This is a genomic window from Cytobacillus sp. (genome assembly GCF_032154635.1).
Lineage (GTDB): Bacteria > Bacillota > Bacilli > Bacillales > Cytobacillaceae > Cytobacillus.
In genome coordinates, this window is the sequence record NZ_JALDXW010000004.1 from 1 (window position 1) to 15,924 (window position 15,924).

Here is a 15,924-nt window from a genome sequence, read left to right on the forward strand (position 1 = left end):
AATCATTTATGAACCCATTTTTTTCCTTTAAATGTAAATATCGATCACTAATAATTATTTACGAACCCAATTTTCCCTTATAAATGTAATAGTAGATTCCTAAAAGTTTTCATAGCATTTTTTATTTGATTTTTTAATTATTTACCTGATTATATGTTAAAATACCTAGGTCGTATTATTATGGAAAGGATACGGAAATGATGAATAAACAAACAACTCAGACGAAGTTACTGAAAGAATACATTTTCATTATCGTTGGTTCGATTTTAGTTGGTTTATCTTATAATATCTTTCTACTGCCTGCGAGACTGGCAGCTGGTGGGGTTTCAGGAATTAGTACCATTCTTTTTGAACTATACCAGTTTAATCCCGCCTATGTTCAATGGCTGATTAACATTCCGCTATTTTTTGCCGGTCTTGTCCTCTTAGGGAGAGATTTTAGCTTAAAGACATTAGTAGGGACTTTTTTTGTTCCGTTTACGATTTGGCTAAGTGCCGACATTCCTTTTACCATTGATAATCCGCTGTTAGCAGCAATTTACGGCGGCATTCTTTTAGGAGTTGGGCTTGGAATTGTATATCGAGGAAAAGGATCTACAGGAGGGCTCGCAACAGTCGCGCAAATCGTTAAAAAATACACAGGGTTTTCCAGCGGCTATTCCCAGTTAATTGTTGATGGATTTGTCGTTGTCACCTCTGCATTGGTGTTTAATTTAGAACTGGCTTTATATGCGATGATGGCGATCTATGTTACAAGCAAAGTGATTGACTTTGTTCAGCTGCAAACATCTCCGTCAAAGCTTGTCCTCATTATTACTGAGCAGGAAGAACAAATTCAAACGATTATTAAAGATGAAATTGATCGCGGGCTGACAAAGATCCGCTCAATTGGCGGTTTCTCGAATAAGGAAAAAACACTGATCCTATGCGTAGTTGAGCAGGAGGAAGCGATTTATTTAAAAAAGGTGCTGCAGGAGCAAGAGCCTACCTCTTTTGTTGTCTTTCTTAACGCCTCTGAAATTCTTGGAAGAGGGTTTTCTTTATCTAAAAGTAATGGGTGAAAGTAAAAACCAGTTCAGTCTTTGAACTGGTTTTTATTTATTCAAAAGGATTCTATAATGATTACTCATTAGCAAATCGAATGGCTCTGCTCAGTACTGTCGGCACAACAGAGGCATGATTTTCTTCAGGAGCCACATATAAATCAGAGTCCACAAATAAGTGCTGAGTCTTCAGCTGTTCAAGCAATTTCTGCGCATCATCAACCATAAAGCCTTCCAGCTCACCAACTGCCATAAACAGCCGTCTTTTCTTGTCTTTTTTAGACTGATCGGAGAACCAGTCCTTAAATGTAAGCATTTCATGATTGTTCCACCAAATGGAGGGACTTATAGCAAGATACGTCTGAAAAGCTTTTGGCGCTGTGAACATTGTCCATAACGTAAATAGCCCGCTGAGCGAATGCCCGAATAAAGCTTGTTTTTCTTTATTAATTGAATACCGTCTTTCCAGTTCGGGCTTCAATTCCTCTTGTAAAAATTCTAAAAATCTCCCAGCACCACCATGGTCACCTAAATCTTTTCCCTTTAGCCGATCTGGATATATATAGGTTTCCGAGGGTGCAGTAAAATCAAGGAAGCGCCGTTTGGAGGCAGCTTTATCTTCTCCAGTATGTCCGATTCCAACGATAATAGCATCACTCACAAAGGTTTTCAGTGCATTCTTGGATTGCAAACGGATGACATCTCGAGCGAACTGAAAATAAGAATTGCCATCAAGAATATAGATAATCGGGTACCCATCCTCATGTAGAGAGGAGGGAGGCAAAGCAACTTTAATAGTATAGGAATAATCCGTCCTTTCGGAATGAAAGATCCATTCTTCTGTATTAGCTAAGATTACTTTATCCATATTTCCTCCTATTCACGCTCGGGAAGTGCATCATATCCATAACACACTGGGGATTGGTTTTCTGGATCGACCATAATGCGTGCATCAATGTTGAACACTTCCTTTAATACATCCTTTGCGATGATTTTTTCTGGCGTGCCGACAGTAATAATTTCACCGTTCTTCATAGCAATAAGCTCATCAGAAAAACGAGCGGCATGGTTAATATCATGAAGAACCATCACAATCGTACAGCTATGCTCCTTATTCAGCCGTTCTACAATTTGCAGAACCTCAAGCTGATGGGCTAAATCTAAATAAGTAGTTGGCTCATCTAATAGCAGAATACTTGTTTCCTGTGCGAGTGCCATCGCAAGCCATACCTTCTGGCGCTGCCCGCCTGAAAGCTGAGCAATTTCTCGGTTCCGAAAGGCACACGTTTTTGTAATGTCCATTGCCCATTCAATCACTTCCATATCCTTGCTGGACAGCGTTCCCACATTCTTGCGATGGGGGAAGCGGCCGTATGAGATAAGCTCTTCAACCCTTAATTGTAATGGCGCCTCAGGATTTTGCGATAGAAGGGCCAGCTGCTTAGCAATCGCTTTTGTTGAGATCCCTTTCATATCCTGTTCCTGTAAAAAAACGTCTCCGCTTTGCTGTTTCAATATCCGGCCAATCGTTTTCAATAAGGTCGATTTCCCGCAGCCATTCGGTCCAATAATCGTTGTAATTTTTCCTTTTTTAATTTCTGCGCTTAGGTTTGAAAAAACAGTAAACTTTTCATATTTAGTTGTTAGCTTTTCAGCACGAATAACCGTCGCACCCATCTTTTCATTCTCCTTCTATGCTTTTGTTTTGACTAATAAATAGAGGAAGTACGGGACGCCAAGGATGGCTACGATGATACCAACCGGAATTTCCGCAGGTGCAAAAATGGTTCTCGCAAGATAATCGGAAAAAATAACAAGAAACATTCCGATTGCTGCACTTGCCGGAAGTACATACCGATGATGAATCCCTGTAAGCTGCCGTGCAATATGGGGCGCAATGAGTCCAATAAATCCAATGCTCCCTGATACGGAAACACAAGCACTAATGACCCCTATGCTGCTTAATAGTAGAATCGCTTTTTCTTTTTCGACCTGAATTCCAAGACTCTTAATGGATGCTTCCTCCAGCTGGAAATAATCCAATAGATGGGCTTTCCGGTAAATGGCTGGGATAAGAATGATCAGCCAAGGGATCATGGCGATAATAAACATCCAGTTTGCATGATAAATACTGCCTGACATCCAAACCGTTGCCATTTCAAAATCACTTGAACGCATTTTCAATGAAACATATAAAGAAAGCGCACCAAACCCTGTGCTTATCGCAATCCCTGATAAAATTAATCGCTGTGTATCTAATTTTCCATTTGTCCAGGCAAAAATATAAATAAGGATAGCAGCGATTACTCCCCCGACAAAGCCAAAAATCGGCATGATTAAAATCGATAGCCAATTTGAGCTGCCAGATACAGCAAGCTCCATTTGAAAGAAAAACATGAAGATGACGATGGATGCACCCGCTCCAGCATTGATGCCTAATATGCCTGGATCAGCTAATCCGTTCCTTGTAATTCCCTGAACAACAGCGCCGGCGATTCCTAATCCTAGTCCAACAAGGGAAGCAATCACAATCCGCGGCAGACGGAATTGAAAGATAACTAAATCAAATTCATTCGTTGGGTTCATTCGCAGCAATGTCGTGATGATATCTTTTACCGACATATCAAAGGTACCGTTTGTAATATGGATATAGATAGCCAATAGAATAGCTCCAATTAGAAGCGTCATATTGATAAAAAAGCGGCTGCGATATTTATTATGCACGACGCTCGCCTCCTCTCGTCCGGATTAAATAGAGGAAGAAAGGAACACCGATTAGTGCAGTAACCACACCGACTGGCGTTTCAAATGGAAAATTAATAAAACGGCTCGCCACATCACAAAGAGCAAGAAAGATGCCGCCGATAATCGCAGAACATGGAATCACAAACCGGTAATCCATTCCAACAATGAAGCGAGTGATATGCGGGATAATTAATCCGACAAATGCAATTTTGCCAACAAGTGCCACAGCCGTTCCTGTTAAACAAACAACGATGAGAATACTGATAGCCTTTACCCATCTTGTCCGCTGACCAAGACTAACGGATATATCTTTCCCAAGCGACAAGATGGTGATGGATTTAGAATTGATCAGGGCAAGGATAAGTCCAATCAGGCCAATAGGGAGAGCCAGCATTAGTATATCCGGATCAACCTTGTGGATTTTCGCATTATACCAAAAGGCTAAGTCTTGAGAAACCTGGAAATGGGTAGCAAATACAGACGATAAGCTGCTTAAAAATGTGCCAATGACCGTTCCAATAATGGCTAATCTAACAGGTGAAAGGCCATTGCGCATAACCGAGCCAAAGCCAAAAACAATCCCGGCACCAAGTGCAGAACCAATCATGGAGAACATGATCATATTGATATTCGACATAGCTGGGAAAAAAATCATACAGATGGTAATCACAAAAGCCGAACCGTCCGTAACTCCCATAATAGAAGGGGAGGCTAGATAATTTCTTGTCATCCCCTGCATAATCGCTCCAGAAATGGCCAGGAAGGCACCAACAAGAAGTGCCGCTACTGCCCGTGGCAGCCTGGACTGCATGATAATGTTATGATCAACATTCGCAGAATCAAAATGTACAAGCGCTTGCCAAATGGTTGATGCATCAATTCCTTTGGTCCCATATAAAACGGATAAAGCAATCGTAAGGATGATAAGAAACGGTGATGCGCAAATAATTAGAAATGGCACAGAATGGGTTTTCCGCAATCGTTTCATCATAACATCCATTACTTAGATAAGTTTTCGACAGCAGCTCGTAAGAAGTTCACCTTGCTCCATGCAGTACCGCCTTGTGCCATAGGATCGACAGCATTTACAAATATTTGCTTATTTTTTGCTGCATCAATGCTTTGGAAGATCGGGTTCTTTAATAAATCATCTAAAGCTGCAGGGTTGTTACTGTTTTCGCTTTTCTCAAATTGAAGAAAAATAATATCCGGATTGACCTCTGCCAATGTTTCTAGACTAACCTCTTCTTGAGCAGCGGTTTTCTTAATTAATTCTGGGACTTGTAAACCTAAATCGCTATATATGACGGGATTTAAATAAACATCGGCTGGATAAACAAACATGCTTCCTTGACGGACTCTTATAACGAAAACCTCTTTATCTTGTAACCTAGCAGAAATAGCAGCTTTCGCTTTCTCAGCATCTGCCTTGTAATCAGCTATAATTTTGTCGGCTTCAGATGCCTTTCCTGATAGGGTCCCCATTAAGCGTAAATTATCTTCCCAATTAGTAGATATATGAGAAACAGGAATCATGGTGCCGATTTTATTTAACTGGTTGGCTACTTCTTCCTTGTACTTAGATGAACCTAAGATGACATCCGGCTTTAAGGAAAGAATTGTTTCATAGTTTGGTTCAGTTTTTTCCCCAATGGAAGTGGCGCCTTCTAAATCAGCAGCAAGATAGGCTGGCAACTCGCCAGCTGTTGTTACAGCTCCTAACGGCTTTACTCCAAGTATCGCAGCATCTTCCATCGATTCTAAACTGGCTGCAATGATATGATGTACTTCAGCTGGAAGTGTATAGGACTGACCTAAGTATGTAATCGTCTGTTCTGTTGGGGCAGCTTCTTTTTTCGCTACTTCTTCCGTTTTCTTTTCCTCTTTCGTTACCGTATCAGTAGACGCATCCTTACTGTTTCCGCAAGCGGCTAAAAAAGCCGCAGTTAACCCAATTAATACAAGACTTTTTCTCATTGTGATTTCTCCTTTTTATCCATCTTTTTTGGAAGTTAAGTAGGCCTAATTATATTTTTGTAATAAATGATAACGATTATCAATTTCAATTACAAACTCAATTTAATTCATCCAACAGGAAATGTCAACCACATTTTTAGAAAAATATGTATAATGAATTCATGAAAATTCATAAAGAATTTGGGCATTGATAAGAAAATATATGAAATGCTAGATAAAATCAGAAAGTTGCTAGATAAAAGAAAGAAGGCACTAGATAAATCAAAAAAGTTACTAGATAACTTCGCTGAAATGCCCGATAAGTTCCCAAAAGAATGAAGTCTAGATGTTCAAAGAGCCTCATGCAAGGTAAATAAACTCCTATTTGTTTTTCTTATGTTAACTTCTGGATATTTACTGTAAAATTAGGTATAAATCACATGAAAGTAGGGAGGCATAGTTGAATAAAATTGAATTGATAGAGGTAAATGAAGAGAAGCTAGGATGCTATTGTCTTCGCAGCAAGCCAAATTCAACCGGGTACATAAATAAAAATGAATGGCTAATGGACAGGCTCCATGAAGGGTTAAAGTATATAAAAATAATGGAGAATAATAAACCAGCAGGCTTTATTGAATATACCCCAACTGAATCTTCTTCAAGAGTCATTTACGGGGAAGGCTACCTGGTCATTCATTGCTTATGGGTACATATTACAGGAAAAGGGTATGCAACAAAGCTAATAGAAATATGTATGGAAGAAGCAAGAAAGCAAAATAAAGCTGGTGTAATAGTCATAACAAATCCAACTACTTCCTGGACTCCAAGTAGAGACATTTTCATAAAAAATAACTTCATAGAAGTAGACAAAGCACCCAATGGCTTTGAACTACTTGTATATAAGCTTAGAAATTCTCCTGATCCCTATTTTCCAAGTGATTGGGATGAACGACTTAAGCGTTTTGATCATTTAACGATCCTCCGTACGCAGCAATGCCCGTTTGTAGATATTGCAACCGAAAATATAGTTGAGGGAGCAAACAAATTGGGAATAGAAGCAGAAATTATTGATATGAAAAGCAGAGACGAATTATTGAGACTTTCACCAACCCCTTATGGCATCTATGGTGTCATCTATAAGAGTAAACTTGTTACATATCATAGACTTACTGTGCACTCGGCAATGAAACGATTAAAAGAGTTGATCTAATATCTTTCTAATAAAAAATATCCGCCCATTTTCTGGGCGGATACTCGCTTAGTTCATCATATCTTAAAAACTATAGAATTCTAATCCTTTTTTGTATGCTTCATGGGCTAATGGAATGACTGATATGGCTATATCTGCATACGTCACTTCCTGCTTAGGGCTGAATTTATTATTCGTTGCTGTTAATAATCCTAATGATTGGGCTAATGCCACATACCCGATATTTTCCGTTTTTACCTCTTTAGCATCCGCAAATTTCAGCTGATAAATCCCTTGATTTTTGGCTGCTTGTTCAAGACCTAATATACGAATATACCAAACCGCAAGCTCTTCTCTTGTCAGACGTTCATCAAGATTGAAGTTTGTTCCTTCTTTTTTAAGGATTCCAAGTGAAACCGCACGTTCAACGATTTGATATAATGGGTGGTCAGGTTTAATATTATCAAATGATTGACTTGTATTTGGTCTGTCTGGGTAATAGCCATCATAGAAATGAGTGAGAGATTTCATAATTACTTCAAGGGCAGCCCCTTTTGTCACTTTTGCATCAGCATTAAATGTTTTTATATCTTTAAAATTGATAATGCCTGATTGGATAAGATAGTTTAACTCTTTTTCTGCTCGTGGATGGGAGATAGTTGGCTTCTTGTTTTCAAATGTATTTTCCCACTCGCCTGTGCGCGCATTTAAATAGCTAAATGGATTTTTGTTAAATTCAGGCTGATATACAAGATGATAGTGATTATATTTTGGGCTATATCCTTCTCTTACATAGCTAAGATTTAGGCTTAAATTTTCAAAAAATTTCGTATGTGCCTTTTCCTTTGAAATGACTTTATCAATGGCTGGCCAATTTTGAATATCAGACTGAAAAACATTTAGACTAAGCAGTGAGCCATCAGCCGCAATTGAGACTGATATTTGATCCCCATTTACAAGAATTCCATTTACGACTCTTGGAAAGCTGAAAGAATAGGTTTCTCTATTTTCGTCATAAAAAGGGTCGTCAGTTGGCATTGCATAATTATGAAGATAAGATGGGGAATACTGTTTTAAGTATGTTACTGCTTGTTTAAGCGCCTCATCTTTAGATATCGCTTGACCATTTTTTTTGCTTAAGTTATTGTCATTTAGTATTTCATACCTGATGTCATGGTACTGAATAATTTCCCCTTGCTTATCTAGTTCCAGGTCAGTACCGGTTCCGCCATTTTTGTATTCATACATATATTGAACAGAAATCACTTCTTGACCATTATAATTCTTTCTTTCATCAAGCGATTGGATATTAAGTTTTACTCCTTCTGAATTAATTTTGAGTAGTTCTTCAGCAAAAGCTTTCGCATCTGCTAAGGAAAATTTTGTTTGCTTAGGTCCGAGCGGTTGAGTGACGATGTGTTCAATTTTCCTTTCCTTTGAAATTTCAGGAGAAAAACCATTTAGTTTTAGCCACTCACCGGAAAGTGCATGGATTCCGTTGATGTTAGTTGTCGGCAAATAAACAAGATTTACGTGTTTTTTACCTGTTTGGTAGTCTGCTTCGATACTGTACTGCAACTCGACTGGAAGATTGTCTTTCATTTTCTTCACTGCGTCATCTTTAGACATAACTTTTGTTACATCATCATATGTTAGTGAACCATTGCTGCTTGTGTTGCGGAAGAAGCTGCTAATCTCCCCGTTGCCAAGCACAGTAATTTGAATATTTTGATCGGAAATAGGTACTTTATTTTTTGTCTTTACGAAGGAGAATGTATAACGGATTGGTTCTGTAAGTAATTGATTTCTAGGAAAGTAGTCGATGAGGTCATTATCAAGCTGGTATTCACTGTCATTAGGGAACTTTTTTAGAAATGCTTGCGCCACTTCTTTTGCTTTTTCTTTCGTTATTTTTGCTGGATATAGGGCATCCTCTGCATCGGCGGGTTCATAATGAAAGCTTTCAATCTCAAATGTATCTCCTAAAAATTCTACGTTTCCATATAGACTTTTCCCGTTAACTTTTTTCTGAAAGCTTAGGCTGTGGCGAATCGTGTCGTCACCAGGGTATTGGAAGCCTGTCCCTAAATGAAAGTCACTATCCTTTAAATAAGTAAATTGCGGGAAAAACTCTTTGAATTTCTTGATTAGCTCACTTTTTGAAACAACCTTTTCAGTCTGTGCAATCTGAATTCGTGCAGTGTTAAGATTCTCATTTCCAAAGGATCCTGCACTTGCTCCTGGTGCTAGAATTCCAATCGACAATCCAGTAGAAAGTGTAATAATTCCGAGTTTTTTTAATTTTTTCAAAATAACCCTCCTAATATTTAGCATTCTAGTTAATTATATCCCATATTTTGGTGATTGTGGGAAAAATATAAATATTATTAAAAATGTTCAAACATTTATGTGATTTTATATTATTGATTTAGGAGATTGTATATATTTACAATAATTTAGTAAGAAAGTACAATATGATTGAAGCTTTATATGCATTTAAAATGCAGAGGAGATAAAAAATGCGAGTTTTGTTAATTGACGATGAAAAGCTTGCTTTAGATATGTTAGAAAGTTTATTGAACAAGATCGATGGAATCGAGGTAGCTGGCAGGTACCAAGATCCTGAAAGCGCGCTTCAGAATATGAAGGACTTGCATGTCGATATTATTTTTCTTGATATCAACATGGGAAGCACGCATGGCATAAAATTTGCCGAAAAAATCACAGCCGAGCTCGATGCAATTGAAATTATTTTTGTTACCGCTTATCCTCAGTTTGCACTGGATGCTTTTGAAGTAGATGCAATGGATTATTTATTGAAGCCTGTTAGCTTTAATCGATTAAACAAAGCGATTCTAAAAGCGAGAAAAAGAATAGAAAAGTATAAACTTAATCACGCTTCTACTGTTCAGCCGAGAGAATCTCTTCATGCCTATATGATGAGTAAATTTCGGCTAATCGATTTTCAGCACAATCTTGTTAAATGGCGGACGAAAAAAGTAAAAGAATTATTTGTCTATCTTTGGCATAACAAGGAGAATCCTGTCCATAAAGCAAAAATTATTGAGGAGCTCTGGCCAAATATGGATGCAAGCAAAGCGATGGTTTTGCTGCATACGACTATTTACCAATTAAGAAAAACACTTAAGGAAACCGGGATAGAAAATCCTGTTACACTTTTAAATGATCAATACGTTCTATCATTTCCTTTAACCAGTGATGTTCAAGAATTACAGGAAACCGTTCAATCAGGTGCAGTGAATTCGGAAAATGTTGAAAGGGTACTCAAGCTGTATACGGGTGATTATTTAGAGGAAGACGGGTACTCATGGGCCATTCAAAAACAATTGACTTTAAGGGAATCATTAATTTACTATCTAGATCACTTTATTTCAGAATCCATTCATCATCAGAAGAATAAACATTTAGTAGAGGCTAGTTTAGAAAAACTGCGTCAACTAGATACATATAATGAAACATATATATTCAAGTTAATAAACTATTATGGGGAACAGAATAATTTTCAAAAACTCCAAACCTTGTATGATGAAATGAAGAATAAATTTGAAGTTGATTTAGGAATAGAAGTGCCAAGTAAAATAGAGGATCTATTTAATAATTATTATGATAAGTTGAAACCACTTAACTCTTAGCTAAATGGAGATAAGTGGTTTTTTATTTTTTTGTAATGATTAGGTATTTACGGCAGAAGGTTCAGAATTTGTTCAGAATTGGCAATTTATAATCAAGTGGGCATTTCCCTCTTACTAGATTTGTAATTAGAGGGTGAAGATGCTAAAAAAAGAGATTATAGGTAAATATCAATAGAGAGAGAAAAAGAAAGGAGAAGATAAGTAAAGTAATAAAAAACAATGGGAAGGGGATTCACATTGCGATTGGTATGGAGCTTTGTATTCATATCTGCAGGTTTACTTTTACTCTTTTACCCTAAACTTGAAAAGGAAGCAGCAGATACGAAACAGGAGAAACTGATACAAACCTTCAAGCAGCTGGGTGATGCAAGTGAGTATGAAGAGCAGGAGCCTTCAATAGAAGTTCAAGAAGATCAAAAGCAATTAGAACTTTTAGAAGGGGCAAGAGGGATTATCCATATTCCAAAAATTGATCTGGAAATGCTGATATTTGAAGGCGCTGGGAAAGTCCCGCTGAAAAAAGGCACAGGGATGATTGAACCAGAAAAGGAATTTGGAATAAATAATGTTGGAATTGCCGGGCATCGTTCAACGACCTTTGGCAAGCAATTTAACCGGCTTGATGAGCTGTCACCTAACGATGAAATCATAATAGAAACGAAGACTGGTACATTTGAATATGTCATAGTCCAGAAATTTGTCGTCGATCGTTCAGAAGTTGAGGTTCTAAATGATCAGCAAGAGCCCATCCTTACTCTCGTTACTTGTACACCCATAGGCAAAAAAAATCCCACGGATCGCCTCATTGTACAGGCAAAGTTAAAAAATAAAAGCTGAAAGTAAGGAGGTTTCCATGAAGAAGTTTAGTCTCATTTCACTAATGATTCTATTGATTGTCAGCAGTTTCATCTCTCCGTTGGCAGCAAGTGCAAATACAGAAACGGAGCAGTCGTTTACGCTTTCTAACGCTGTGATTGAAGCTGATTCAGCGGATAAATCCAAGTTGAAAGTAAGGTTTGATTGGAATTTTGAAGCAAGCGAAGAAGGAAAGGGAGGAATCTATACTTTCCAAGTACCGTCTGATGTAACAATCGAATCGGAACAAACGGGTAGTTTACTTATTAATGGAGAAACCATCGGTTCGTACAAAGTATCAACAGATGGAACTATTACTGTAACCATTATTGAAGGGCAAAAGAGTAGTGGGTCTGGAAGTCTAGAGTTTGCAGCAAAAGGTGCTGTAAAAGAAGACAAGCAGGCTGACCAGAACCCGGCTCAGGACGTTGCTACTGAGAATGGGGAGCAGGCCGCAGAAGCGGGCACTTCGGATACAGATAAAGAAACAGATCTAGATAAAGATGCTGCTGAAGCAAAAGATGATAAGAAAGAAGGAAATAATCACGCAGTTTCACAAAGGGCAAGTTCGGTGATCACGGAGAATATTTTAACGAGTGCTAAACTAACTTATTATAAAAGTGAAACTAGTTCAGAGGAAGTTGGCAGCGTTGACCGTAATTCAGTTATCAAAGTCGATTATACGTGGAAGCTTGATGATGGGCATAGTTATAAGGATGGGGCAACATTTACATTCAATCTCCCATCTGAGCTGAAGGTATATGAAGCAATCAATAATGAACCGCTGAAATTTGGTACAGATACAATTGGGACATTCAATGTGAATATGAATGGGGAAGTGACAGTTGTTTTTAATAGCTTCATAGAAAGTCACTCAAATATTAATGGAACGATTGAAGTATTATCAAAAATAAGTGAAACAGTTACTGTCACAGAAGACAAAAAGGTAACTGTCACACCGATTGCTGGGAAGGAATCCGTTGATATTCCAATAACTTTCCATCCAACCGGTTCAACCATTAATAAAAAAGGAATTCCAAACAAGGCGTATAATACAGAAACAGTTGAATGGACAGTAGACTTTAATAAAAACCTAGATACTATTTCCAATGCAGTTCTCAGTGATCCGATTCAAGACGGACAGGAATTAGTAAAGGATTCGATTAAAGTTTATAAATTAATCACTCTCTTAAATGGTACGGTTACACAAGGGGAAGAGGTTACATCTGGACTTACAATTGGTAAAGTAGGAGAAAAAGACTTTTCTATCAGCCTTGGAAATATTTCAACCGCTTATCGAGTAGTCTATACATCAAAGATTATTGACCAAAATGCGGTGAAATTTGATAATGAGGCAACTCTCTCAGGAGATGGATTCAATCCTCAAAAAGCAACAGCATCCATTGGGGTGAAAAGAGGAGTTGCATTAGCAAAGAGTTCTACTGGTTACGATGGAGCAACTCAGACAATCACCTGGGAAATAAAATATAACTACAACGAGAAGCCGATTAAACAAGCAGATGCTCTATTAAAAGATTACTTTACTAACTCACAAGAATTAGTGGATGGATCTTTTACAGTGAAGAAAATAACGATTGATAGCATTGGAAATGAGTCAGGTGCGGAGGATTTTACTGGTTATACAGTCACTCCTAAATCTAAAGACGGCAAGAACGGCTTTGAGCTGCAATTCAATCAGGATATTCAGCATGCTTATAAAATAACCTACAAGACGAAAGCAACTGACCGTGTGTTCGATGGAACCGAGATTACAAACGAAGTTGAGGCTGGTATAGAAAAGGCCACTGGAAAGAGATCCATTTATCAGCAAATTATATACAAGAAGCATTATAAGAATCACCCTGAAACAGACTACGGTAAGAAAACCACAACGTGGAGCATCGATATCAATGTTGATAGTTACCTAATGAAAAATGTGAAAATAACGGATAGTTTTACGAATGGAGGGTTGAAATTACTTCCAGACACGCTCAAAATAACAAATGTTTCATCAAAAAGTGTGTTGAAAATCGGTGAGGATTATCGATTAGTAAAAGATGACCTTGAAGGGTTTGTAATTGAATTTTTAAAGGATATAGATAAACATCATCGAATTGATTTTCAGACTTCATTCGATTATGAAGCACGAAAGGACAATAGTAAAAATTCGTTAGACAATAAGGCAGTTGTTTCATGGATCGATACAGATGATAAGGAACAAACAAAAAGTTCGACTGCTACATTCGAGCCGGATTCTTATACTAAATCGAACGGCTTCAAAAATGGTTCATACAATGCTGTTACTAAAGAAATTACATGGAATGTTGGGATTAACTATAATCTTAAAACACTTGCAAATGCATCTGTTGAAGATGAAATTCTTGGGAACCAAGTAATTGATCAAGGGTCCTTAAAAGTATACAAAATGACCTTAACAGGTGGAGAAAATGGAACAAAAAGAGAAACAGCCATTGAAAATACTGATTATGAGGTTAAATGGAATCCAAATGGAAAACCTGGTTTCAAGGTTGAATTTCTGCATGAAATTGACTCTGCCTATTTAATCGAGTATAAAACAAGCTTGCAAAATCAGTTAATCGAAGGTAAGTACGATAATAAAGCAACTCTTTATAATGGTGCGGAAAAAGTAACTGATTTAATCGCAAGTGTTTCTGTGCCGAATGGCGGAGAGTATACAAAAAAATCAGGAACACAAAATGGGAAAATTATTGATTGGAAGGTTCATATTAATTTCGGTCAATCCAAAGTATCGAATGTAAAATTGATAGATTTACCGACCGAAAACCAAACACTTCTCGAGCAATCCTTCCATCTCTATGCAACTACTGTAGCTGAAAACGGTGCAGTAACAAAAGGGGCAGAGTTAGTTAAGGATGTGGATTATACACTTGAATTTATTAATGGCGGCTTTGAACTAGCTTTCAAAGAAGATATCGACAAACCTTATATATTAGAATATCAATCGCTTATTCTTGCAAAGGTTGGAGATAAGGTAAATAACGATATCGAGTTTACAGGTGCACAAATTACTACAGAAACGACAAAATCTAGTTCCTCAGTTGAAGTTAAAAGAACAACAGGCTTAGGTACTGGTACAGGGGAAGTAGGCAGTCTTGAAGTAGTCAAGGTAGATGCAAGCGATGAAACAAACGTTCTTCCAGGGGCAACTTTCTCCTTAATTGATGAAGTGAGCGGTGCAGTGATTAAAACACTGACAACGGATAAAACCGGAAAAGTTAAGTTTGATAAACTTCTTTACGGCGAATATCTCCTAAAAGAAGTTCATGCCCCTGAAGGGTATGTTGTTGGAATTAATGGCACACAGGTTGTTAAAATCGAAAAACCAGAATCAGTCCTGCCAATAAAAAACGCCAAAATCCATCAAGCCGTAGAACTGACAAAAGTAGATAAAGCGGACAAAACAACTACACTTCAAGGAGCAGAATTCGAACTCCAACGTAAGGACGGCTCAGACTTTGTTAAAGTTAGCACACATATTACCGATGAAAACGGCAAAATCATTGTCAACAATTTAGAGCCAGGCGAGTATCAATTCGTTGAAACAAAGGCGCCAGAGCATTACTTACTTGACAATACACCAGTAACCTTCACAATCGAGGAAAACCAAACTACAATTGTTGAGGTAACAAAAGAGAATGAAAGAGGCAAAGGCAGTCTCACCGTTCTTAAAGTGGATGGCTCAACAAATAAACCGCTAGAGGGTGCAGAGTTTGAGCTTTACAACAGTAAGAATGAATTAGTTGAAAAGAAATCAACGGATGCAGATGGTAAAGCAACGTTTGAAAACTTAGCCTTTGACAAGTATGTATTAAAAGAGGTGAAGGCACCTGCTGGGTATATAATTCAGAAATCATCTGAAAACATAGCAGTAAAGCTTGATGCTGAAAAGAAAGAAGTAACTGTTAAGAATTATAAGCCTAGTACAGGTGGACCAGGGGACCCAGGCGATCCAGGAGAGCCAGGTAAGCCGGGAGAACCAGGCAAGCCAGGAGAACCAGGCAAGCCAGGAGAACCAGGCGATCCAGGAGAACCAGGTAAGCCGGGAGAACCAGGCAAGCCAGGAGAACCAGGCGATCCAGGAGAGCCAGGCAAGCCAGGAGAACCAGGTAACCCAGGAGATCCGGGCAGCCCAGGAGATCCAGATAACCCAGGAGATCCAAATAACCCGGGTGATTCAGGCAACCCAGGCCATCCAAATAATCCAGGCGGCTCTGATAACCCAGGGGACCCGGACCATTCAAACAATCCAAATCAAGGAAACCAAATTGGCGGACCGAATCAGTCTCATCAAGGGAATGGAAAAGTACTCCCTCAAACAGGTGAAGAGGCCAATATAAGCCTGCCGTTGGCTGGTATAGTTTTAATTCTTATTGGATTAGGTATGGCATTTACTAGAAGAAAAATAGAATCATAAAAAAAGAGGACAATGACTAGGATGGCC

11 protein-coding genes are annotated in these 15,924 nt (G+C 38.2%); 5 read left to right on the forward strand and 6 right to left on the reverse strand.

The window, feature by feature from the left end:
* Positions 1-200 precede the first annotated feature (200 nt).
* Complete coding sequence (locus RUH74_RS04385) at positions 201-1,061, forward strand: YitT family protein (protein WP_313799210.1); 861 nt, start codon at positions 201-203, stop codon at positions 1,059-1,061.
* Between the two features lie 61 nt (positions 1,062-1,122).
* Here RUH74_RS04385 and RUH74_RS04390 read toward each other — a convergent pair whose 3' ends face one another.
* The 5 genes from RUH74_RS04390 to RUH74_RS04410 are packed head-to-tail and all read right to left on the reverse strand — an operon-like array spanning position 1,123 to position 5,765.
* Entirely contained in the window at positions 1,123-1,911 is a 789-nt protein-coding gene (locus RUH74_RS04390) for an alpha/beta hydrolase (protein ID WP_313799043.1), read from the reverse strand.
* A gap of 8 nt (positions 1,912-1,919) precedes the next feature.
* Complete coding sequence (locus RUH74_RS04395; RefSeq protein WP_313799044.1) at positions 1,920-2,720, reverse strand: ABC transporter ATP-binding protein; 801 nt, start codon at positions 2,718-2,720, stop codon at positions 1,920-1,922.
* A gap of 15 nt (positions 2,721-2,735) precedes the next feature.
* The gene (locus tag RUH74_RS04400; protein WP_313799211.1) at positions 2,736-3,731 is read right to left on the reverse strand and encodes a FecCD family ABC transporter permease; all 996 of its coding nucleotides are present in this window, start codon (positions 3,729-3,731) and stop codon (positions 2,736-2,738) included.
* Between the two features lie 28 nt (positions 3,732-3,759).
* The gene (locus RUH74_RS04405; protein ID WP_313799213.1) at positions 3,760-4,767 is read right to left on the reverse strand and encodes a FecCD family ABC transporter permease; all 1,008 of its coding nucleotides are present in this window, start codon (positions 4,765-4,767) and stop codon (positions 3,760-3,762) included.
* Between the two features lie 20 nt (positions 4,768-4,787).
* Complete coding sequence (locus RUH74_RS04410; protein ID WP_313799045.1) at positions 4,788-5,765, reverse strand: ABC transporter substrate-binding protein; 978 nt, start codon at positions 5,763-5,765, stop codon at positions 4,788-4,790.
* 439 nt (positions 5,766-6,204) lie between these two features.
* Between RUH74_RS04410 and RUH74_RS04415 the strand changes: the two genes are divergently transcribed.
* Complete coding sequence (locus RUH74_RS04415) at positions 6,205-6,954, forward strand: GNAT family N-acetyltransferase (RefSeq protein WP_313799046.1); 750 nt, start codon at positions 6,205-6,207, stop codon at positions 6,952-6,954.
* A gap of 63 nt (positions 6,955-7,017) precedes the next feature.
* Here the strand turns inward: RUH74_RS04415 and RUH74_RS04420 are convergent, their stop codons facing one another.
* Positions 7,018-9,243 (reverse strand): YcdB/YcdC domain-containing protein, encoded by a 2,226-nt coding sequence (locus tag RUH74_RS04420; RefSeq protein WP_313799047.1) that lies wholly within the window; start codon positions 9,241-9,243, stop codon positions 7,018-7,020.
* Positions 9,244-9,452: 209 nt separating this feature from the next.
* Between RUH74_RS04420 and RUH74_RS04425 the strand changes: the two genes are divergently transcribed.
* From RUH74_RS04425 to RUH74_RS04435, 3 genes are all read left to right on the forward strand, one after another.
* Positions 9,453-10,586, forward strand: coding sequence for a response regulator (locus tag RUH74_RS04425; protein WP_313799048.1), 1,134 nt, complete (start codon positions 9,453-9,455; stop codon positions 10,584-10,586).
* 237 nt (positions 10,587-10,823) lie between these two features.
* Positions 10,824-11,423, forward strand: coding sequence for a class D sortase (locus RUH74_RS04430; protein ID WP_313799049.1), 600 nt, complete (start codon positions 10,824-10,826; stop codon positions 11,421-11,423).
* A gap of 16 nt (positions 11,424-11,439) precedes the next feature.
* Positions 11,440-15,897 carry a collagen binding domain-containing protein gene (locus RUH74_RS04435; protein WP_313799050.1) on the forward strand — a complete coding sequence of 1,486 codons (4,458 nt, stop codon included), beginning with the start codon at positions 11,440-11,442 and terminating at the stop codon, positions 15,895-15,897.
* The last annotated feature ends 27 nt before the right edge of the window (positions 15,898-15,924 follow it).